Origin of the sequence: Streptomyces sp. CA-249302, assembly GCF_050936785.1 — a bacterium.
Lineage (GTDB): Bacteria > Actinomycetota > Actinomycetes > Streptomycetales > Streptomycetaceae > Streptomyces.
The window spans coordinates 5,178,914-5,199,404 of sequence record NZ_JBNJMG010000001.1 but is presented as its reverse complement, the minus strand read 5'-3'; the positions used below and the strand labels follow the sequence as shown (position 1 = coordinate 5,199,404).

Annotated in this window: 17 protein-coding genes, 1 tRNA gene, 1 pseudogene and 1 riboswitch; of the genes and pseudogenes, 12 read left to right on the top strand and 7 right to left on the bottom strand. The window is 71.8% G+C overall.

All coding sequences use genetic code 11. From position 1 onward, the window contains the following. The first annotated feature begins 44 nt into the window (after positions 1-44). Entirely contained in the window at positions 45-1,304 is a 1,260-nt protein-coding gene (locus ACQEWB_RS23300) for a KamA family radical SAM protein (RefSeq protein WP_432834039.1), read from the top strand. Here ACQEWB_RS23300 and ACQEWB_RS23295 read toward each other — a convergent pair. Then, positions 1,282-2,232, bottom strand: coding sequence for an ATP-grasp domain-containing protein (locus ACQEWB_RS23295; RefSeq protein ID WP_432834037.1), 951 nt, complete (start codon positions 2,230-2,232; stop codon positions 1,282-1,284). The genes ACQEWB_RS23300 and ACQEWB_RS23295 overlap by 23 nt on opposite strands. 34 nt (positions 2,233-2,266) lie before the next feature. Here ACQEWB_RS23295 and ACQEWB_RS23290 point away from each other — a divergent pair, with 34 nt between their 5' ends. From ACQEWB_RS23290 to ACQEWB_RS23265, 6 genes are all read left to right on the top strand, one after another. Further along, positions 2,267-2,989 (top strand): TfuA-like protein, encoded by a 723-nt coding sequence (locus ACQEWB_RS23290; RefSeq protein WP_432834035.1) that lies wholly within the window; start codon positions 2,267-2,269, stop codon positions 2,987-2,989. A gap of 100 nt (positions 2,990-3,089) precedes the next feature. Further along, positions 3,090-3,266: a hypothetical protein gene (locus tag ACQEWB_RS23285; RefSeq protein WP_432834033.1), complete on the top strand. Its 177-nt coding sequence runs from the start codon at positions 3,090-3,092 to the stop codon at positions 3,264-3,266. Beyond that, positions 3,263-4,588, top strand: a complete 1,326-nt coding sequence (locus ACQEWB_RS23280; RefSeq protein ID WP_432834031.1) for a YcaO-like family protein — start codon at positions 3,263-3,265, stop codon at positions 4,586-4,588. The genes ACQEWB_RS23285 and ACQEWB_RS23280 overlap by 4 nt, the downstream gene beginning before the upstream one ends. Continuing rightward, on the top strand, positions 4,585-6,219 hold the full coding sequence (locus ACQEWB_RS23275) for an MFS transporter (RefSeq protein ID WP_432834029.1): 1,635 nt from the start codon (positions 4,585-4,587) through the stop codon (positions 6,217-6,219). Before ACQEWB_RS23280 ends, ACQEWB_RS23275 begins: the two co-directional genes overlap by 4 nt. A gap of 176 nt (positions 6,220-6,395) precedes the next feature. After that, on the top strand, positions 6,396-7,640 hold the full coding sequence (locus tag ACQEWB_RS23270) for an ATP-grasp domain-containing protein (RefSeq protein WP_432834027.1): 1,245 nt from the start codon (positions 6,396-6,398) through the stop codon (positions 7,638-7,640). A 306-nt stretch (positions 7,641-7,946) separates the two neighbouring features. Continuing rightward, positions 7,947-9,101, top strand: coding sequence for a histidine kinase (locus ACQEWB_RS23265; RefSeq protein WP_432834025.1), 1,155 nt, complete (start codon positions 7,947-7,949; stop codon positions 9,099-9,101). A 174-nt stretch (positions 9,102-9,275) separates the two neighbouring features. Here ACQEWB_RS23265 and ACQEWB_RS23260 read toward each other — a convergent pair whose 3' ends face one another. Together ACQEWB_RS23260 and ACQEWB_RS23255 are read right to left on the bottom strand one after the other, a co-directional pair. Then, positions 9,276-9,917, bottom strand: coding sequence for a GTP cyclohydrolase II (locus ACQEWB_RS23260; RefSeq protein ID WP_432834023.1), 642 nt, complete (start codon positions 9,915-9,917; stop codon positions 9,276-9,278). 122 nt (positions 9,918-10,039) lie between these two features. Further along, the gene (locus ACQEWB_RS23255) at positions 10,040-10,573 is read right to left on the bottom strand and encodes a MarR family winged helix-turn-helix transcriptional regulator (protein WP_432834021.1); all 534 of its coding nucleotides are present in this window, start codon (positions 10,571-10,573) and stop codon (positions 10,040-10,042) included. A gap of 152 nt (positions 10,574-10,725) precedes the next feature. Between ACQEWB_RS23255 and ACQEWB_RS23250 the strand changes: the two genes are divergently transcribed. Together ACQEWB_RS23250 and ACQEWB_RS23245 are read left to right on the top strand one after the other, a co-directional pair. Next, positions 10,726-11,856, top strand: a complete 1,131-nt coding sequence (locus tag ACQEWB_RS23250) for a dihydrofolate reductase family protein (protein ID WP_432834019.1) — start codon at positions 10,726-10,728, stop codon at positions 11,854-11,856. Positions 11,857-11,963: 107 nt separating this feature from the next. Next, positions 11,964-13,184 carry an alginate lyase family protein gene (locus ACQEWB_RS23245; RefSeq protein ID WP_432834017.1) on the top strand — a complete coding sequence of 407 codons (1,221 nt, stop codon included), beginning with the start codon at positions 11,964-11,966 and terminating at the stop codon, positions 13,182-13,184. Between the two features lie 50 nt (positions 13,185-13,234). Here the strand turns inward: ACQEWB_RS23245 and ACQEWB_RS23240 are convergent. After that, positions 13,235-13,308, bottom strand: a tRNA-Met gene (locus tag ACQEWB_RS23240). 131 nt (positions 13,309-13,439) lie between these two features. On the opposite strand from ACQEWB_RS23240, the gene ACQEWB_RS23235 reads away from it, so the two are divergent. The 3 genes and pseudogenes from ACQEWB_RS23235 to ACQEWB_RS23225 all read left to right on the top strand — a co-directional run bounded on the left by ACQEWB_RS23235 (position 13,440) and on the right by ACQEWB_RS23225 (position 16,788). Continuing rightward, complete coding sequence (locus tag ACQEWB_RS23235; RefSeq protein WP_432834015.1) at positions 13,440-14,549, top strand: PP2C family protein-serine/threonine phosphatase; 1,110 nt, start codon at positions 13,440-13,442, stop codon at positions 14,547-14,549. Between the two features lie 232 nt (positions 14,550-14,781). Continuing rightward, positions 14,782-14,939: riboswitch (cyclic di-AMP (ydaO/yuaA leader) on the top strand. A gap of 11 nt (positions 14,940-14,950) precedes the next feature. After that, positions 14,951-15,976, top strand: a complete 1,026-nt coding sequence (locus tag ACQEWB_RS23230; protein WP_432834013.1) for a M23 family metallopeptidase — start codon at positions 14,951-14,953, stop codon at positions 15,974-15,976. Between the two features lie 70 nt (positions 15,977-16,046). Next, positions 16,047-16,788, top strand: a pseudogene (locus tag ACQEWB_RS23225) (aldo/keto reductase). Between the two features lie 96 nt (positions 16,789-16,884). Here the strand turns inward: ACQEWB_RS23225 and ACQEWB_RS23220 are convergent. The 3 genes from ACQEWB_RS23220 to lhgO form a co-directional block, all read right to left on the bottom strand. Next, complete coding sequence (locus tag ACQEWB_RS23220; RefSeq protein ID WP_432834011.1) at positions 16,885-18,219, bottom strand: PrsW family intramembrane metalloprotease; 1,335 nt, start codon at positions 18,217-18,219, stop codon at positions 16,885-16,887. A 64-nt stretch (positions 18,220-18,283) separates the two neighbouring features. Then, complete coding sequence (gene trmB, locus ACQEWB_RS23215; RefSeq protein WP_432834009.1) at positions 18,284-19,168, bottom strand: tRNA (guanosine(46)-N7)-methyltransferase TrmB; 885 nt, start codon at positions 19,166-19,168, stop codon at positions 18,284-18,286. A 63-nt stretch (positions 19,169-19,231) separates the two neighbouring features. Further along, a complete protein-coding gene (gene lhgO, locus ACQEWB_RS23210) occupies positions 19,232-20,452 on the bottom strand; it encodes an L-2-hydroxyglutarate oxidase (protein ID WP_432834007.1) in 1,221 nt (406 codons plus the stop codon). Positions 20,453-20,491: the final 39 nt, after the last annotated feature.

Sequence of the window (20,491 nt, the reverse complement as noted above, 5' to 3'; positions counted from 1 at the left end):
CACCTACCGAGGTTTTCCGCCCGTACGGCAGCAGGGACCTGGAGGTGCTTCTCAGTCGGTCGCCGGCGCTCTCCGAGCGGTACCGGCTGGAGGCTCGGGCCGTCGCCGAGGTGCTGCCCTTCCGGGCCAACTCCTATGTCGTGGACGAGCTCATCGACTGGTCGGCCGTACCGGACGACCCGATGTTCCGGCTGACCTTCCCGCAGCCGGAGATGCTCCCCGCCGCCGACCGGGAGCTGGTGGCGGGACTGGTCGCGGGTTCGGCGTCACGCCGGCGGATGAACGAGGTCGTACGGGGCATACGCGCGCGGCTCAACCCGCATCCGTCGGGGCAGCGGGAGCGGAACGTGCCCGTGGTGGACGGGCGGCCGGTGCCGGGCATCCAGCACAAGTACCGGGAGACCGTGCTGTTCTTCCCGCGGCGCGGGCAGACCTGCCACGCCTACTGCACCTACTGCTTCCGGTGGGCGCAGTTCGTGGGGGACGCCGATCTCCGGTTCGCCGGTGAAGTGGGGCCCGTGGTGCGGTACTTGCGGAGCCGGCCCGAGGTGAGTGATGTGCTGCTGACCGGTGGCGATCCGCTGGTGATGTCGGCGCGGATGCTCGCCGGGTACGTCGAGCCGCTGCTCGCCGACTCGCTCGCGCATGTGTCGACGCTGCGGATCGGTACGAAGGCACTGAGCTATTGGCCGTACCGCTTCGTCTCCGATCCGGACGCCGCCGAACTGCTCGCCCTCTTCCGGCGGGTGGTGGCCGCCGGGCGGCGGCTCGTGGTCATGGCCCACTACTCCCATCCGCGGGAGCTGGGCACCGATGTCGCGGTGGAGGCGGTCCGGCGGGTGTGCGAGACGGGCGCCTCGGTGCGGGTGCAGGCCCCGCTCATCCGGGGCGTCAACGACGAGGCGGCGCTGTGGCAGGAGCTGTGGTCCTCGGCGGTACGGCTCGACATGGTGCCGTACTACCTGTTCGTCGAGCGGGACACCGGGCCCCAGGACCACTTCGCCGTGCCGCTCGTGCGGGCCTGGGAGATCTACCGGGACGCCTACGCCCGGGTGTCGGGGCTGGCCCGGACCGTGCGCGGGCCGGTGATGTCCGCGGACGAGGGCAAGGTGTGCGTGGACGGGGTGATGGGGGCCGGGGAGGAGCGGGTGTTCGTGCTGCGGTATCTGCAGGCTCGGGAGCCGAGTTGGGTGGGGCGGCCGTTCATGGCGCGGTTCGATCCGGCGGCGACCTGGTGGTCCCAGCTTCAACCCGTCGCGGGGGGTGGGGACTTCGGCCCGTTCACGGGTGGAGCAGGTCGGTGAGCAGGTCGGTGAGCAGGTCGGCCTGGGCCGCGGTGATGCCGTGCGGGGTGAGGTCCAGGTCGGTGCCCTCGACCGGTTCCCAGCGGCTGACCGTGGGGTTCACCTCGATGACGACCGGGCCGTCGGGGCCCTCGACCAGGTCGACGGTCGCCAGGTCCAGGCCGAGCACCTCCAGGCAGCGGACCAGGATCCGCTCCAGGTCGGCCGTCAGCTCGGCGGGGGCCCACTGGAGCGGGTGCAGCAGGCTGCGCACGCTGCCGTCGGGCGCGGTGCTGATGTGAAAGTGGCACGAGGCGACCCGGTCGCCGATCACGACCGCGCGCAGATCGCGCCCCGGGTTCTCCACGAACCGCTGTGCGCACAGCACATGGTGGCGGCGCAGCCAGTGCCACAGCACGATGTCCTCGCGCAGCCCGAGCAGACTGCCCTGCTGGCCGCCCCCGTGGCCGGGCACCAGCCGGATCACGTCCACCGAGGCGTGTCCGGTGATCGGCTTGACGATGACGTCGCCCCACTCCGCGAGGCACCGCTCGACCTCCTCGGCGCTGCGCACCGCCCGCGTCGGCGGCACCGGGAGGTCGGCCGAGGCGAGCCGCGCCGCCTGCCGCACCTTGTTCTGGCAGACCCGCAGCGACTCGACCGGGTTGACCAGCCGGGCGCCCTGTTCCTCCAGCATGGCGAGCCAGTCGTAGAGCAGCGCGAGGTCCCCCTCGGTGTGCCGGGTGAGCACCCGGGCGGTGACGACGGCGAGGCGGGGCGCCTCGCGAATGCCCTGCGGGCCGGCGAACCCGGGCGGGACGGCGTACGGCTGGATGTCCGCCCAGTCGACGCGTTCCGCGGGAATTCCCCGGTCGGTCAGCGCCTCGCGGAGCGTGTCGACCTCCCAGTCGCTCTGGATCCGGTCGAGCAGCCAAACGGACTCGCCCACCGCCACCTCCACAGCCGCTTCGGATGGACTCAGTATGACGACACGTGTGTTTCTCGGGCCGACACTTCCGGTCGCCGAGGCCGAGAAGACACTGCCCACGGCCGAATTCTTTCCGCCGGTCTCCGTCGGTGACGTCCTGAGAGCAGTTCGCGCGGGCTGCGGGACAATTGTGCTGGTCGACGGCTATTTCCAGGGAGTTCCCTCGGTGTGGCACAAGGAAATCATGTACGCGTTGTCCCTGGGTGTGACGGTGGTCGGCTGCTCCAGTATGGGCGCGCTGCGCGCGGCCGAATTATACCGCTACGGAATGCAGGGATATGGCCGGATCTTTTCGGCGTACAAGGATGGTTTGTACGAGGACGACGACGAGGTCGCTGTGATCCACGGGGACGCCGAATCCGGGTATCGCCCGCTCTCCGAGCCGATGGTCAACATCCGATACGGCCTCGAGCTCGCCCGACGGGCCGGAGTGATCTCGGGGGAGGTGGAGGAGCGGCTGGTCAGGCGGGCCAAGGGGGTGTTCTATGCGGACCGGCACTGGTCCCGCGTGATGGCCGACGCGGGGGTCGGCGAGACCGCCGACCGTCTCCGCCGCTTTCTCCGGGAAACCGACACCAACCTCAAACGGGCCGACGCGATCGAGACATTGTGGCGCATTGCCAACGGTGAACTCGACGAGTGCGGAGGCGTCGAGGATTTCACCTTCGAGGAGACCTACAGCTTCCTGGTTCTTCAGGAAAGCGAAGGGAATTGCTAACATCGGCCACTGATTGTCATCCAGTTGATCCGGTCGATCCAGTGATCCAGTGATCCAGTGATCCGGTTGATCCAGTTGTCATCCAGCTGAAGGAGGGCACATGTCGAACTCGATCCGGCAGCAGGTCGCCAGCTCCGGCGCGGCCAACGCCGTCAAGGGCTCCGTGCACAGTGCGGGCGCCGCCAACTCCGTCAAGCGCCGGGTGAATTCCGCCGGTGCGGCGAACGCCGTCAAGTCCTCGGTGTCCAGCGCGGGCGCGGCCAACGGGGCCTGTTGAGCCTGCCGGAATACCGGGGGGCCGGATCTTCGCAGCGTCTCCATAATCGGAGGGTTTCGGAAATACCTCCGGAAGAAACACTGCGGAGATTCGGCCCCGTGGGAAATCGCATCGGAATAACCAGGCTGGCCGACGTCACCGGTCTCGACCACGTGGGCCTGCCGGTCTGTCTCGCGCTGCGCCCCACCGCGCGTTCCCTGGTGACCAGCATCGGCAAGGGGCTCACGCCGGCCGCGGCCAGGGTCGGCGCGCTGATGGAGGCCGTCGAGACCTGGCACGCGGAGCACCTACGGCTGCCGACACGGACCGGCACGTACGCGGAGATCGCTGCCGTGGCCCGGGTCGTGGACCCCGCCCGACTCCCGCGCGCCTTCGGCGGATCGGTCCCGCCCGGGCAGTCCCGCCGCTGGCTGCGCGGCACGGATCTGGTCACCGGCGCCGACACCTGGGTGCCGTACGAGTCCGTGTCCATGAACTTCGTCGCCGACCAGCTCGGCGAACCCGGTCTCGCCCGAAACTCCAACGGGCTCGCCTCCGGCAACGGTCTCGACCAGGCGCTGCTGCACGGCCTGTGCGAGGTGGTGGAGCGGGACGCGGAGTCCCGTTGGCGGGCGGACTCGGCGTCGTACCGGATCCGCCTCGACACGGTGACCGACCCCACCTGCCGCCGACTGATCGGCATGACCGGTGCGGCGGGCCTCGAACTCGCCGTCTGGGACGTGACCTCGCACACCGAAGTGCCCTGCTACGGCTGTGTCGTGCTGTCCGCGCCCGACCGGCAGGACGTCCTCGACGCGGGCGTGCACGACGGCTTCGCCTGCCATCCCTTGCCCGCAGTCGCCTTCGCCGGGGCGGTCAAGGAGGCGCTTCAGAAGCGGCTGACGTACATCGCGGGCAGCCGGGACGACCTGAGCCGCGCGGAACTGGAGCGGGTCCGGGCGCCGGAGCTGGCACGGGCCGTGTGGGACGAACTCGCCGCGGAGCCCGCGGAGACGGACTTCCGGGAGCGGGAGGATCTGAGGGATCTGAGGGATCTGAGGGATCTGAGGGATCTGAGGGATCCGAGGGATCCGAGGGATCCGAGGGGTCCGGGGGATTTGTCGGGTGGCTCGTGGACTGACGAACTGGGGGCGGTGGTACGGGCGGTGACGGGGCGGCATCCTCAACACACCGCCGTCGCCGTGGACTTGACCCGGGCGGAGTTCGGGGTGCCGGTGGCGAAGGTGATCGTCACGGGGATGGAGGGGCCGTTCGGGATGTGCGAGTCGGGGCTGGGCACCGATCTGTCGGGGCCGGGCACCGATCCGATGGACGTGCCGTGAGCTCCGCCGTCGCCGAACCCCGGGCCCAGCGGCGGGACTTCCGGCGGATGTGGCTCGGGCAGAGCGTCAGTCTCGTCGGTGATCAGATCTCGCTCTTCGCGCTGCCCAGCCTCGCCATTCTCACGCTCCACGCCACCGCACCGCAGGTCGGGGTGGTGCGGGCGATGGCCACCGTGGCGTTTCCGGCGCTGGGGCTGTTCGTCGGGGCGTTCATGGACCGGGTCAGGTGCCGGCCGTACATGATCGCGGCCGATCTGACCCGGCTGGCCCTGTTCACGGCCCTTGCCGCGCTGGCCCTGGCCGGGCGGCTCGACCTGTGGCAGCTGTACACCGTGGCGGCCATGGTGAGCGTCTGCACGGTCGTCTTCGACGTCGGCTACCAGACCCATCTGCCCCGCCTGGTGGGCCGGGAGCTGCTGTCGCTCGGCAACGCGCGCCTGGAGATGTCGGCGAGCGTCGCCCGGGCCGGCGGCCCCGCGCTCGGCGGCGCGGTCACGCAACTCCTGGGCCCGGCGCTCGCGGTCGCCGCCAACGCGGCGAGCTTCGTCGCCTCGGCGGCCGGGCTGCTGGCCATCCGGGCGCCCGAATCGGCCGTACCCAACCCCGAACCGACCCCCTGGCGGCGGCAGATCCTGGACGGGGCGCGGTACATCTGGCGTACGCCGCTGCTGCGTTCGCTGTCGGCGGCCGCGGCGCTGCGCAACCTCGGCATGGCGATGGTCGACACGGTGCTGCTGCTGTTCCTGTACCGGGCGCTGGACCTGCCGCCCGCACTGGCCGCGGCTGTGCTGACCGCGGGCGCGCTGGCCGCGGTGCTGGGCGCGGCGGCGAGCCGCGCCCTGGTCGAGCGGGCCGGGGTCGGGCCGGTGCTGCTCGCGACGGTCACGGAGGGCGTGGTCTGGACGGCGGCCCCCCTGGCTCTGCTGACGGGATCGACCACGGTCGTCGTGGCCATCGCCTTCGTCTCCGCGCTCTGGCTGCCGGTGTGGAACATCAGCGTCACCACCCTGCGCCAACTGATCACCCCGCCCCACCTACTGGGCCGAGTCCACGCCACCGCCCGCACGGTCAACCTGTGCACCATCCCGCTGGGTTCGGTGGCAGGGGGCGTGCTGGCCGGCTGGTCCACGGCCCACTGGGGCGAACGCGGCGGCCTGGGCGGGGCGCTGGCGGCGGCGGGCCTGGTGACGACCACGGGACTGCCGTTTCTGCTGAGCCGGGAGGTACGACAGCTGCGGCGACTGCCCGGTGTCGAGGCGGACGGGCGCGAGGGGGTGGCGGGGGAGGGAGCCGTCCGCGACGAAGCTGCACCTGGGCAACCCGGCCACGAGCAACCTGCCCGGGAGCGAGCCGCCCGCGCGGAAGCCGCCTGCGAGGCAGCTGCGCCCGACCAAGCCGCCTGCGACGAAGCCGCCGCCGAGCAGCGCGCACCCGAGCACCCGGCCCGGGAGGAAGTTGCACCCGAGCAGGCCGGCCGTGAGGAAGTCGCGCGCCAGCAAGCCGCCCGTGACGAAGCCGTACCGGAGCAGCTCGCACCCGCGCACCCCACCCGCAAGCAGGTCACACCCGCGCACCCCGCCCCGGACGAAGCCGCCTCCGAGCCCCCCGCACCCGAGAAGGGCACCCGCTGATGACCCCAGCCGCCCCACCCGGCCCGCGCTCCGCCCCACCCAGCCCGCGCTCCGCCTCACCCAGCCCTCATCCCGCCTCCCGCGGTCTCCATCCCGCCTCACCCGGCCCGCGTTTCACCTCACCCAGCCCCCACCCCGGCCCCCGCCCCACCGCAGCCGTCGCTTTCGTCGAGTTGTTGCCGCCCGCCTCCTCGCCGAACCCGCACGCCAACGGTGTCTCCGGGCTGCGGGCCGCTCGGCGGCTCGGTGTGGTCACCACCCTCGTCACCGCGCACCGCGAGCGGCTCGAACCGGTCGTCGGTGAGCTCGTCGACATCTGGGTCCGTGCCGACACCACCAGCGCGGACGCCGTCGCCGAGGCACTGGTCCGGCAGCGCCCCGACGCGCTGGTCAGCTGGGTCGACCCCTTCGCCGGTATCGCCCAGCAGGCGGCGACCCGGCTGCGCCTCGACACCGCCAACCCGGACTGGCCGACCGGCGGCTGGAACGACAAGGCCGCCGTGCGGGCCCGCCTCGACGAGCACGGCGTGCCCAACGCCCGTTGGGCGGCGATACCGCCGGGTCGGTCGGTCAGCGGGCTGCCGGTCCCGCCGCCGATCGTCGTCAAGCCCGTCGACGGCTTCTCCAGCCTCGACACCGTGCGCGCCACGACCGTGGACGACCTGCGACACGCGGTCGACGCGCACCGGCTGCGCGGTGGTTACGGCGACGGGGTCGTCCCGGCCGGCACGCTGCTGTGCGAACAGGAACTGCGGGGGCCGCTGGTCAGCGCCGAGGGCATGGTCGTCGACGGACGGCTGGAGATCTGGGGGCACAGCGACCGCACCCTGGGCCCGCCGCCGTACTACGTCGAGACCAGCGTCGCCTTCGCCACCGACTCGCTCCACCCCGACCTGGACGACTACGCGGCCGCCGTGTGCAAGGCCCTCGGCTACCGCAACGGCCCCTTCCACTTCGAGGTCGTGCTCACCGACTCCGGGCCCGTCCTCGTCGAGATCAACACGCGTCTGGTCGGCGCCGGCATCCACCGCGCCATCGACCTCGCCACCGGAGTCCCCTGCGCCGAACAGGTCCTGCGCGGCCTCCTCGGCCTGCCCCTCCTCGCCCCGCGCACCGAGGCCGCGGCCTGCCTCTTCCACCTGACGGCCCCGTCGGACGGCCGTATCACCGCGATCACCGGAACCGAGGCGGCCCGCCACGCCCCCGGGGTCCACGACGTGGTCCACCGCGTGGCCGTCGGCGACACGGTCACCAGGACCGGCTCCAACACGGACCGCCTGTGCCACGTCCTGGCGACGGGCCGCACCCGCGAGGACAGCCGGAGAGCGGCCCGGACGGCGGCGGGCGACATCGCCATCGAGATCGCCCCGGCGGAGGGAAGGGCCACGGGTCCTGAGCGAGTCGAGATCGCCCGGGAGTGAAGGCTGTAGATCCCGAGGGAGTCGAGATCGCCCGGGAGTGACGGCTGTAGATCCCGAGGAAGCCGAGATCGCCCCGGAGGGAAGCGCCGTAGGCCCCGAGGAAGCCGAGAACGCCCCGGGACGAAGCCGACCGCCCCTCTGCCCCTGACGACCCCCGCGCCGACCCCCGCGCCGACCCCCGCGCCGACCCCCGCGCCGACCCCCGCGCCGACCCCCGCGCCGACCCCCGCGCCGGCCCCCTCCCCACCCCCAATGGTGTAGCCCACTACACCGCGCCTACCACCCCCCGTCGCCTAGCGTGGCGGTATGCGGAAAATGTTGCGGCAGGCCGGACGGGCCACCGTCCATCTCGTGCTGGCCGCGGCGATGGCCTTCGGTCTGTGGATATTCGTCACCGTGCTGCTCATCACGGCCATCGGCACCCTGGCCGTGGTCGGCGCCTGGCTGCTGCCCGAGACGGTGCTGATCATCCGCCGGATCGCCGGCGCCAAGCGGAGGTTGACGGCCGCGTGGACCGGCCAGAAGATCCCCGAGGCCTACCAGCCGATCACCGGTACCGTGCGCGAGCGCATCCTCATCGCCGTCCGCGACCCCGGCACCTTCACCGACATGCGCTGGATGTTCGCCTACTACTTCTACGGCGCCCTGCTCGCCCTCGCCCTGCCGCTGTGGCCGTTCGCCCTGGTCGTCGACGGCGTCTGGAGCGGTCTGCTGGGCCGTGACCCCGTCGTCCTCCCCCTCATCGTCCGGATCGCGGACCTGGAGGCCGACTGGTCCACCGCCCTGCTCAAGCCGTCCCCCAAGGCCCAACTCACCGCCCGCGTCGAGGAGTTGGCCGCGACCCGTGCCGACGCCATCGCGGCCCACGGCGCCGAGCTGCGCCGTATCGAACGCGATCTGCACGACGGCGCGCAGGCCAACCTGGTCGCCCTGTCGATGCGGATCGGCCTGGCCAAGAGGGCGTACGACCGCGACCCGGAGACCGCGCGCAAGCTGCTGGACGAGGCCCAGGCGCAGGCCGAGCAGGCGCTGACCGAGCTGCGGCACGTCGTGCGTGGCATCCACCCGCCGATCCTCACCGACCGCGGCCTGGTCGGCGCCGTGCGGGCGCTGGCCGCGAGCAGCGGGCTCAGGGTCTCCGTGGAGGTGGACCGCCTGGAGGACGACGGCCTGCGGGCACCGGCCGCGGTGGAGGCGGCCGCCTACTTCGTGGTCGCCGAGGCCCTCACCAACGCGGCCAAGTACAGCGGCTCACCGGTCGCCGCGGTCCAACTCGCCCGGTTCAAGCGCGGGTTGCGCGTCCGGGTGGCCGACGAGGGCCACGGCGGCGCCGATGATAACGGCGGCTCGGGACTTCTCGGAATGCGGCGGCGGGTCGCGGCGCTGGACGGCACCATGGAGGTCTCCAGCCCGGTCGGCGGCCCGACGGTGATCGACGTGGTGCTGCCCTGCGTGTGGTGAGCTCGCTGAAGAGCGGGCGTCTGAAGAGCAGGCGTCTGAAGAGCAGGTAAGAGGTCAACGAAATTGTTGACACTCGAACCGTCGCCGCTTTACGTTCGTGACGGCGGCGTCCGTTCTTCCCGTCTGTCTGTTTCGGGCGCCGCCACCTCATGGGCGCCGCCACCCGCAGGGGCGTCACCCCGCGTTGAGCTCCGTCAGCTGGCCCAGCGGCAGCGTGTGCTGGGTCTGAAGGACCTTCGCGCGCAGGTAGCGCACGTTGTGGGCGGTGGTGAAGACGCCGGTCGGGACGCGGTCGCGGACCGAGATGCCGAGCCCGCGCAGCTGGTTGGCCTTGTCGGGGTTGTTGGACAGCAGGTCCAGCTCGTCGATGCCGAGGGCCCGCAGCATCTGCGCGGCCGCCGTGTAGTCGCGGTCGTCCTCGGGCAGCCCGAGCGCCGCGTTCGCCTCGTACGTGTCGAGCCCCTGGTCCTGGAGGGCGTACGCGTCGAGCTTGTTGTAGAGGCCGATGCCCCGCCCCTCCTGGCGCAGGTAGAGCAGCACGCCCCCGCGCTCCGCTATCCGCTCGACCGCCTCGCGCAGCTGCGGGCCGCAGTCGCAGCGGGCCGAGCCGAAGACGTCGCCGGTGAGGCACTCGGAGTGCAGCCGGACCAGCGGGGTGGCGCCGGGGGCGGGGTCGCCGAGGACGACGGCGAGGTGTTCCTGTCCGTCGGTGAGGCCGTGGAAGGTGACCAGTTCGGCGTCGACGCTGTAGCCGTCCTGGAAGCGCAGCGGCACCCGGACGCGGGAGCGCTGGGTGGCGGCGGGGAAGTCGGGCATGCGGGTCTCCGGGGTCCGTCCGTATCTGCTTCAGTTTTGAAGCAGATCCATGGTCAGCGACCCTACCCCATGCTTTAAATTTGAAGCAACGCGTTTATGGCACAGCTCTCACTCGGTACGGCTCAGTCGTCCGCCGGCCCCGAGCACGGCGACGATGACGACCGCCGCCGCCACGGCACCTCGTCCGCCGACGGCCGCGTCCCGTCCGCCTCCAGCGCCTGCGTGACCTGCGTGAAGATCTCCTCCAGCTGTCCGACCTGCTCCTCGCTGAGGTGGTCGAACAGGAAGGCTCGTACCGTCTCCACATGCCCGGGCGCCGTGCGCTCCAGCGCCGCCATCCCCTCGTCCGTGAGGGCGGCGAAGCTGCTGCGCTTGTCCCACTGGCAGTTCTCGCGCCGGATCAGCCCGTCCTTCTCCAGCCGGGTCACGGCGTACGTCAGCCGGCTGCGGGTGATCTTCGTCCGCTCGGCGAGGTCGGTCATCCGCAGCCGGTGGTCGGGCTCGTCGGAGAGGTTGGCCAGGATGGAGTAGTACAGGTGGGGCATGCCGGCGTCCTGCTGGAGCTGCCGGTCGAGCGCGTCCTCCAGGAGGTGCGCCGCGGCGATGTACGCGCGCCAGGCGCGCTGCTCCTCGGGAGTGAGCCAGCGAGTCGTCATGCCACCAGTGTAGGTTTGTTTCAAACTTGAACCAAGACCCGCCCGCCGGACTTGGACCGGGCCCCGCCCGACCGGCCCCGAGCCCCTGCCCGTCCCGAGCCCCTGCCCGTCCCGAGCCGAACCCCGCCCGCCGTCGAGAGTGAGCGCGTCCGATGCCGTACCCGTACGTCCTGCTGTCCGCCGCCGTCTCCCTCGACGGCTACCTCGACGACACCGGCCCCGAGCGCCTGCTGCTCTCGTCCCCGGCCGACTTCGACCGCGTGGACGAGGTCCGTGCCTCCGTGGACGCCATCCTCGTCGGCGCCGGCACGATCCGCGCCGACAACCCCCGGCTCCTGGTGAACTCACCGGAGCGCCGCGCGGCCCGGGTGGCATCCGGAAAGCCGGAGTACCCCCTCAAGGTCACGGTCAGCGGCTCCGGAGACCTCGACCCGACGGCGAACTTCTGGCACACGGGCGGGGACAAGGTCGTCTTTACGACGGAGAAGGGCGCGGAGCGAGCCCGCACCCCGGGCCTGTCCGCCGACATCGTCCCCCTCGGCCCCGACCTCGACTGGCGCCGCCTCCTGGAGCACCTCCACGAGGTACGAGGGGTACGGCGCCTCATGGTCGAGGGCGGCGGCACGATCCACACCCAACTCCTCCAGCAGGGCCTGGCGGACGAACTCCAGCTGGTCCTGGCCCCGTTGTTCGTCGGCGACCCGGAGGCCCCGCGCCTTTTCGGTCCCGGCGGCTACCAGGGCGGCCGCCTGCGCCTGCTGGAGAGCCGGCGGATCGAGGACGTGGTCCTGATGCGCTACGAGCCCACGGCCCCCGGCGCCGGAGCCCTCCCGTCCGCCGCCGACCACCACTGGCTCGCCCTCGCCTGCGAACTCGCGGCCCTGTGTCCGCCCTCCCGGACCGCCTTCAGCGTCGGCGCGGTCGTCGTCGCCGCCGACGGCACCGAACTGGCCCGCGGCCACTCCCGCGAGGGCGACGACCCGGTGGTCCACGCGGAGGAGGCGGCCCTGGCCAAGCTGGACCCGGCCGACCCGCGCCTGCCCGGCGCGACGGTCTACAGCAGCCTGGAGCCCTGCGCCCACCGAGCCTCCCGCCCGAAACCGTGCGCCCGCCTGATCCTCGACGCGGGAGTACGCCGGGTGGTCACGTCCTGGCGCGAGCCGGACACGTTCGTGACGGCGGCGGACGGAAACGGCCTGCTCACGGCACAGGGCGTCGAGGTCGTCGTACTCCCGGAGTTCGAGGACCGGGCGAAGGCCCCGAACGGCCACCTCCTGGGCTGAGCGGTATCGGGCTTCTCGGTCCGATCGGCCCATCAGATCCTGCGCCTCCGCTCACACCGGGTCACGCTGCTCGTGACCCGGTGTGAACAAATGCGGAGGTAACACCCATGAGGTCAGTTCCCAGGCGAGCGGCGGCACTTCTGCTCGTGCCCCTGCTCACCGCGGCCGTCGCCTCATGCGGCGCCACCGAAACCGGGTCCCGGACCATGGCCCGTGCCCTGCCCCCGGACGCCTCCTTCACGCACCCCGGTGTGCTCGTCGACAAGGCCCAGCTGGACGCCGTACGAAAGAACGTGACGGCCGGGAAGCAGCCGTGGCTGAAGGCGTATCTGGACATGCGGGACAGCAAGTACGGGTCGTACAAGTACGCGCCGGAGCCGTACGAGCACGTCGACTGCCCGTGGGGCGACAAGCCAGCGCACGGGTGTGTCGAGGAGCGGCAGGACGCCATCGCCGCCTACACGCAGGCCCTGCTCTACAGCGTCACCGGCAAGCAGCAGCACGCGCTGAAGGCCCGCGAGATCATGGACGCCTGGTCGGCGAAGATCAAGCGGCACACCGAGGAGGACGCGGGGCTTCAGACCGCGTGGGCCGGGTCGACCTGGGCACGGGCCGCGGAGATCGTGCGGTACGCGCCGGGGGCCGGCTGGCCGGCGGACCGGGTCCAGCGGTTCGAGCGGATGCTGCGCACCGCCTACCAGCCCCAGGTCACCCAGAACCTGCCCGACTACAACGGCAACTGGGACCTCGCGATGACCGACGCGGCCATCGGGATCGCCGTCTTCACCAACGACCACAAGGCATTCGACGCGGCCCTCAAGCGCTTCCGCAACCGGGTGCCCGCCTACTTCTACCTGGAGAAGGACGGCCAGGTGCCGCTCACCCCGGCCGGCTCCACCGTGAACACCCCGCAGAAGCTGACGACGTACTGGTTCAAGCAGACCCGGTTCAAGGACGGTCTTGCCCAGGAGACCTGCCGCAACTTCAAGCACGTCGGCTACTCCCTCGCGGCCACCGCGCACATCGCCGAGACCGCCTGGCACCAGGGCGTCGACCTGTACGGCGAGGTCAAGGACCGGCTCAAAGCGGCGCTCGACTTCCACGCCCGCTACCAGATGGGCGAGAACCCGCCGGCCTGGCTGTGCGGCGGCAAGGTCGACCGGAACATGGGCCCCGACCTGGAGGTGGCCCTCAACCACCTGGAGAACCGCCTCGACGTCAAGGTCCCCTACGCCCACAAGCTCGCCGAGGAGACCCGCCCGGCCGGTACCGACGACCTCTTCGTCTCCTGGGAGACGCTGACCCACGCGGGCAACCCCGGAGCCTGAAACACCGAGGGCCGGAATCCAGTGACTGGATTCCGGCCCTCGGCCTTGAGTAGCGGGGACAGGATTTGAACCTGCGACCTCTGGGTTATGAGCCCAGCGAGCTACCGAGCTGCTCCACCCCGCGTCGGTGTGTCACCAGCATACGCCATCCGCGGGACGCTCAGCACCACGGTTTGCTCCCGCCCCTGCTCACCTGCGTCATTCGGTCGGCCCACACCGCTCGCCGCCGGCCCCCGCTCCGGGAAGCCTGGACATGTGGATCATGAGCGGCGGCCGTACACGAGAGCCGGCGGGCGGCTGTCCCGCGACGCCGTCGCGCTCGTCCGGGTGCTGCCCGCCCTGCTGATCATCGGCGGGATCCTGTACGACGGCCTCACCCCGAAGGACTTCACGGCCATCCCCTTCTTCACGGCCGCCCCGCTCGTCGCCGCCCCCGTCCTCTCGCTCGCCGCCACCGCGGCCACCGGTGCCGTGGCCGTCCTCGCCGCCTACGGGGTGCACGTCAGATTCGGCTGGGGCCCGGACGCCGACACCCTCACCGAGGCCGCCACCGTGGCCACGGTCGCCCTGCTCGCGGTCGGCATCAACCGGGTGGTGGCCCGCGGTGACGCCCGGCTCGCCTCCACCCGCGAGATCGCCGAGGCCGCCCAGCGTGCCGTACTGCCCGAACCGGCCGAGCGGATCGGCGGGTTCGCCATCGCGGCGCGGTACGAGGCGGCGCAGAAGGACGCCTTCATCGGCGGCGACCTGTACGCGGTGCAGGACACCCCGTACGGCGTCCGGCTCGTCGTCGGTGATGTGCGGGGCAAGGGGATGGGCGCGGTGGCCGCCGTCGCCGTCGTCATCGGGGCCTTCCGGGAGGCCGCCGAGCAGGAGGCGAGCCTTGAAGCGGTCGCGGGACGACTGGACCGGGCGCTGGCCCGGGAGGGCGCCCGGCGCGCGGGACTCGACGCCTACGAGGGGTTCACCACCGCCGTGCTCGCCGAACTCCCGCACGGGGACGGGGTGGTGAGGCTCGTCAACCGCGGCCATCCGCCGCCGCTGCTCCTCTGCTCCGACGGCACCGTGCGCACCCTGCACGCGGGCGAGCCCGCACTGCCGCTGGGGATGGGCGAGTTGGGGGCGTGGCCGGACCGTGCCGAAGAGGCGAAGTTCCCCGGCGGAGCCACCCTGCTGCTCCACACCGACGGACTGTCCGAGGCGCGGGACGGGCACGGGGAGTTCTACGACCCCGCGGCCCGGCTGGCCGGCCGGGTCTTCCGCGAGCCCGGCGCGCTGCTCGACACCCTCGCGCGCGAGGTCCGCCGGCACACCGGGGACGGCACCACGGACGACATGGCGCTGCTCGCCGTACTGAGACCCTGATTGTCGTCACCGGTGGTGATCGGGCGGTCCCCCTCCGCATAACGACTGACATACCGTCAATAGCTGTGAAGATCCTGAGGTCTGGTCAACTCGCCCGTTTTTCGCCGGGCATGGGCCCTACGTCCAGGCAGGATTCGTTAATGATCAAGCCGAACAGCTTGGAAACGGCCCCCCGGGTCTATTAACGTTCGATAACGCAGCGCGGTCGTCCCAGCCGTCACAATGGCGGCTCCGTGCGCACGCGCCGAATCCCGCAAGGGAACCGGGGAACCACCACCCTGGGGTGAATCGCACGGATCCCGTCGTGGGAACACGGCAGGTATACGCGCGTAGGAGACCTTCCTGCTCCGAACCCGTCAGCTAACCCGGTAGGCGAGAAGGAAGGAAAGGAGCACGCCCACGTGGCGTCCAACCCGCCTGCCCCGGCAGCCCCGTTCGTGCCGAGTACCGAGCCCTTCGGTTTCCCCGGCCCCCGCACCGACGAGGGTCAGTGGGAGGAGTGGAACCCCACCGCGGAGTCCCTCGCTCCGGTACGCGGCCGGCACCGTGTCGCCAAGCAGCGCGGCGGAGGACTCGCCCGCAGCTCCACGGTTCTCGGCGTCGGCGTCATAGCCGCCGTCGGCGCGGGCGGTATGGCCAGCGCCAACACCGGCAAGCCGCCGGTCTCCATCTCGATGCCCGATCTGCCCTCCGTCGGCGGCGTGTTCGGCGGCTCCTCGGACGCCCCCAAGGGCTCCGCGACCGCGCTCAGCAACGTCGGCGTGACCACCGAGGACACCGCGCAGGGCACCAGGGGCGCGGGCGAGGCGCTGCGCGACCGCATCATGGCGCAGGCCGAGTCGCAGCAGGTCCAGGTCGACAGCAAGGCGCAGTCGGCCACCGAGGCGGCGCTCGCCAAGCAGGTCGACGACGCGGCCGCGAAGGCCGAGAAGGACGCGGCGGCCAAGGCCAAGGCCGCCAAGGAGAAGGCGGAGGCGGCGGCCAAGAAGGCGGCCGAGGCCGCGAAGCTCGCCGAGCTCGCCAAGCAGTACAAGCTCCCGGTCGGCTCCTACACGATCACCGGCACCTTCGGGCAGGCCGGCTCCATGTGGTCCTCCGGCTACCACACGGGCCTCGACTTCGCCGCCCCCACGGGCACGCTCATCAAGGCGATCCACTCGGGCACCGTCACGGAGGCCGGCTGGGCGGGGTCGTACGGCTACCGCACGATCATCACCCTCGACGACGGTACGGAGCTGTGGTTCTGCCACCAGTCGTCGATCAGTGTGAGCGTCGGCCAGAAGGTCGCCACCGGTGACGTCATCGGCCGCGTGGGCGCCACCGGCAACGTGACCGGGCCGCACCTGCACCTCGAGGTCCACCCGAACGGCCAGTCCGACGGCATCGACCCGATGACGTGGCTGCGCAGCAAGGGCCTCAACCCCTGACGGCTGCAGGATCTTTGACGTTCACGGGATTTCTGCGGGCGTGCCGGAATGAGCTGTTCCGGCACGCCCGTTGACGTTGTGGACCGCCGACGAGGCCGCCTCCTTCGCCGTCCTGGACGCCTACGCGGCGGCGGGCGGCAACTTCGTGGACACCGCCGACGCGTACTCGGCCTGGGTGCCCGGCAACAAGGGCGGCGAGTCCGAGACGATCGTCGGCTGGGGGTCCCCCGCTCGAAGAGTGGGGGAGGACAAGGGCCCGCGGCAACCGGGCCGACGTCGTGATCGCGACCAAGGTGAGCCAGCACCCGGAGTACCCGGGCCTGTCCGCGGCCAACATCTCGGCCGAGCGGCTGCGCGCGTCCCTGGAGTTCTCCGACCGCGAGGGCCTGGCCAAGTACGTGGCCGTGCAGCCGCACTGCAACCTGGTCTCGCGCGGTACGTACGAGGGCGACCTCCAGGACCTGGCCGCCCACTACGGCCTGGCCGCGGTCCCGTACCACGCACTGGCGTCGGGCTTCCTGACGGGCAAGTACCGCCCGGGTACGACGGTGGACTGCGCGCGGGCGGCGGGCGCGTCGAGGCACGTGGAGTCGGAACGGGGTCAGCGCGTCCTGACGGCCCTCGACGAGATCGCCGAGACCCACGGCGTCCCGGTCGCGACCGTCGCCCTGGCATGGCTCGCGTCCCGGCCGACGGTGGCGGCCCCGATCGCGTCGGCGCGGACGGTGGAACAACTCCCAGCACTGCTGGGACTGGCGGACCTGACCCTGACGGACGCGGAATTCACGCAGCTGACCCAGGCATCGGCCTGAATCCCCGCTGTTCTCTTCCTCTGCCGGCTTCTTCTCCCCGCCGCAGCGGCGCCCCGCCACGGCGGCGTTCCCCGGCGGTGCCGAACCTCCGCAGCCCTACGACTGATACGGGTTGTACGAGGGATACGGCCCCGCCGGATACCCGTAGCCGTACCCGTACGCCCCGTACACCGGCCAGGGCGGCGCGGCCACCGGTACCGGTGGTGCGGTCATCCGGGCCGCGTAGTCCAGCGCCGGGCGGGCCACCTCGCGCCGCAGCCACAGCTCGTTCAGCAACTCCCGTTCCCGGCGCGGGAAGTCGGTCCCGCCCCGGCCTTTCCGGCCCCGGTGCCGCAGGAACGCCAGCGAGGTCGCGTACGCCTCGTACTGCGTCACCGCCTGCGCCGCCGGCTTGCCGAAGTGGTGCCCGGCGTAGTCGCGGGCCAGCTGCCGTGCCCGCATCGAGCCCAGCGCGAACGGCTCGGCGGGCGTCAGCCACCCGGCGGCGGCGTACGCGGGCAGTTCCTCGCGCACGGTCCGCAGCTCCCGCTGCCGGGTCCAGACGGCCAGCCAGGTCAGCAGCCCGAACGCGGGCACCATGAACAGCGCGTACACCCCGAAGAACCCGTACTCGCCGAACGACGACGAGCCGTTCCAGATCGCGTGCATGCCCATCGCGAGCAGTAGCCCGGTGAGCGGCACGAGCACGCGCCGCACCTGGCGCCGGTCGGATGCCATCGCCGCGGCGAGCCCGAAGCCGATGCCGGTGAGGACGGTGAAGAGGGGGTGCGCGAAGGGCGACATGATCACGCGGACGAAGAAGGTGGCCGCGGTGACGGAGGCGATGCCGCGGTCGCCGGTGAGCTGGTCGGTGCCGAAGGCGGTGCCGAGGTAGAGGATGTTCTCGGTGAACGCGAAGCCGGTGGCGGTGACCCCGGCTATCACCACGCCGTCGACGATCCCCGTGAAGTCCCGTCTGCGGAACAGGAAGACGAGCAGGACGGCCGCGGCCTTGGCGGACTCCTCGACGATCGGCGCTATCACCGTCGCGCCGAGTGTGTCCGCGCTCGTCGGGTCCGCGGTCGCCGTCGCTATCCAGCGGGTCGCGAAGCTGTTGGCGACGATCGCTATGAGCGCCGCCGCGCAGGCGCCCCAGGCGAAGGAGAAGAGCAGGTTCCGCCAGGGGCCGGGGGCGACCCGGTCGAGCCAGCGGAAGGCGGCTATGAGAAGCGGTACGGGCAGCACGGCGAGGCCGAGCCCGACCAGGAACCCCTCGGTGCCGGTCTGTTGGCGTACCAGGGCCAGGATGACGAGCCCGGAGAGCGCGAGCAGGGTGCACAGCGCGCTGTACCGCACCCACCTGCGCTGCCACCAGCGCATGTGCCTGAGCGCACCACCGGCCGGGCCACCGGGGTGCGGCGGGTGCGTCGGGTACGGGGGACACGTGGCCACGGCATTGACCCTAACGAGCGAGGGCGCCGCCCGCGACGGTGCATCGGGCTGCCGGAGGGGGCTTTCAGGCGCCGGTGGGGGGCTGGTTGTGATGCTGTACGCGACGGAAGAGCAGGTCGTTCACGACATGTCCCTTGTCCAGTCCCTGCCCCTCGAAACGGGTCAGCGGCCGGAACTCCGGACGGGGCGCGAAACCGCCGTCGGACTGCGTGTTCTCGAAGTCCGGGTGCGCGCCGAGCACTTCGAGCATCTGTTCGGCGTACGGCTCCCAGTCGGTCGCGCAGTGCACGAGGCCGCCGGGTCTGATGCGGGCCGCGGCCAGGGTCAGGAACTCGGGCTGGATCAGCCGGCGCTTGTGGTGGCGCTTCTTGGGCCAGGGGTCGGGGAAGTAGACGCGGAGCCCGTCGAGCGAGTCCGGGCGGAGCATCTCGCGCAGCAGGATGATGGCGTCGCCGTTGCCCACCCGGAGGTTGGCGAGCCCGTGCTGGTCGGCGAGGTTGAGCAGGTTGCCCTGGCCTGGCGTGTGCACGTCCACGGCGAGGATGTTGGTGCCGGGGTCGGCGGCGGCCATCTGCACGGTCGCCTCTCCCATCCCGAACCCGATCTCCAGCACCACGGGGTTGGCGTTCCCGAAGAACTCGACGGGATCGATGACTTCCTGCCCGTCGATGTCCAGCCCCCACTTGGGCCACAGCCGCTGCAACGCGTCCGCCTGCCCCGCGGTCACCCGACTCCGCCGCGGCTGGAAACTCCGGATCCGCCGCTCGAAGTGCGACCCCGCGGGATCGGCCTTGGGCCCGTCGGGGAACCGGGGCTCCCCCTTGGCCCGGGTGTGGCGGACGGAGACACCAGGGGTGTGATCCGGGTGCGCACCGGGCTCGCCGATGTGGCCGCCCGGGGTGTGATCGGCGGGCTGGGGGGTTTCGGGGGTATGGAGGGAGTCAGACACAGTGGGGTCGATTTTACGGGGACGGAGCCATGATCAGCTCGTGACCGGTGTGCGGACCTCGCCTCACACCGACCCGAGTGTCGCCAACGCCCTCCTCGCCACCTCCCGCCCGATCGGCAGCGAGGCGGTGGCCGCCGGGGACGGCGCGTTCAGCACATGCACCGTCCGTGCCCCCTCCTTGATCAGGAAGTCGTCCACCAGCGTCCCGTCCCGCAGCACCGCCTGCGCCCGCACTCCCGCCGCCGTGGGCACCAGGTCGTCCACCCGGACCGCCGGCAGCAACCGCCGCACCGCCGTGGTGAACGCCGCCTTGGACACCGACCGCCGCAGCTCACCGGCCCCGTAGCGCCAGTGCCGCCGGGCTATCCGCCACGACCCCGGCCAGGCCAGCGTCGCGCCGAGCTCCCGCGGCTGTACGACCCCCCAGCCGTACCCCTCGCGGGCCAGCGCCGGCACCGCGTTCGGCCCGATGTGCACGCCTCCGTCGATCCCGCGTGTGAGGTGCACCCCGAGGAACGGGAATGCCGGATCCGGCACCGGATACACCAGCCCCCGCACCAGCTCGGGCCGCGCCAGCGAGTAGTACTCCCCGCGGAACGGCACGATCCGCATCTCCGGGTCGTCCCCGGTCAGCCGGGCCACCTCGTCGCAGTGCAGCCCGGCGCAGTTCACCAGCACGCGCGCGCGTACGACGTCGCCGGTGGTCGTGCGGACGGCGACCCCGAGCTCCGGGCGCCGGTCGATCCGCTCGACCCGGGCCCCGTACCGGATCTCCGCGCCCGAGGCGTCCGCGAGCTGCCGGGCGACCCCGACGAAGTCGCAGATCCCGGTGGTCCCGACGTGTATCGCCGCGAGCCCCTCGACCTCGGGCTCGTACTCCCCGATCTGGGCGGCACCGAGCTCCCGTACCGGAATCCCGTTCTCCCGACCGCGCTGCACCAGCCCGTGCAGCCGGGGCAGCTCGGCCTTCTCGGTGGCCACGATCAGCTTTCCGGTGACGGCATGCGCGATGCCGTACTCCGCGCAGAACTTGACCATCTCCGCCGCCCCGCGGACGGCGAACCGTGCCTTGAGCGAGCCGGGGCGGTAGTAGATCCCGCTGTGGATGACCCCGCTGTTCCGCCCGGTCTGGTGCCGGGCGGGCCCCGCCTCCTTCTCCAGCACGATCACCCGGGTCCCCGGCGCCGCACGCGTGATCGCATACGCCGTCGACAGCCCGACGATCCCACCGCCGACCACCAGCACGTCGCAGTCGTGAGCGATCCCCAGCCGCACCTGCACCACCTCCGCCTTCGATAGTGCACTGCGCCACTGACAACGCGT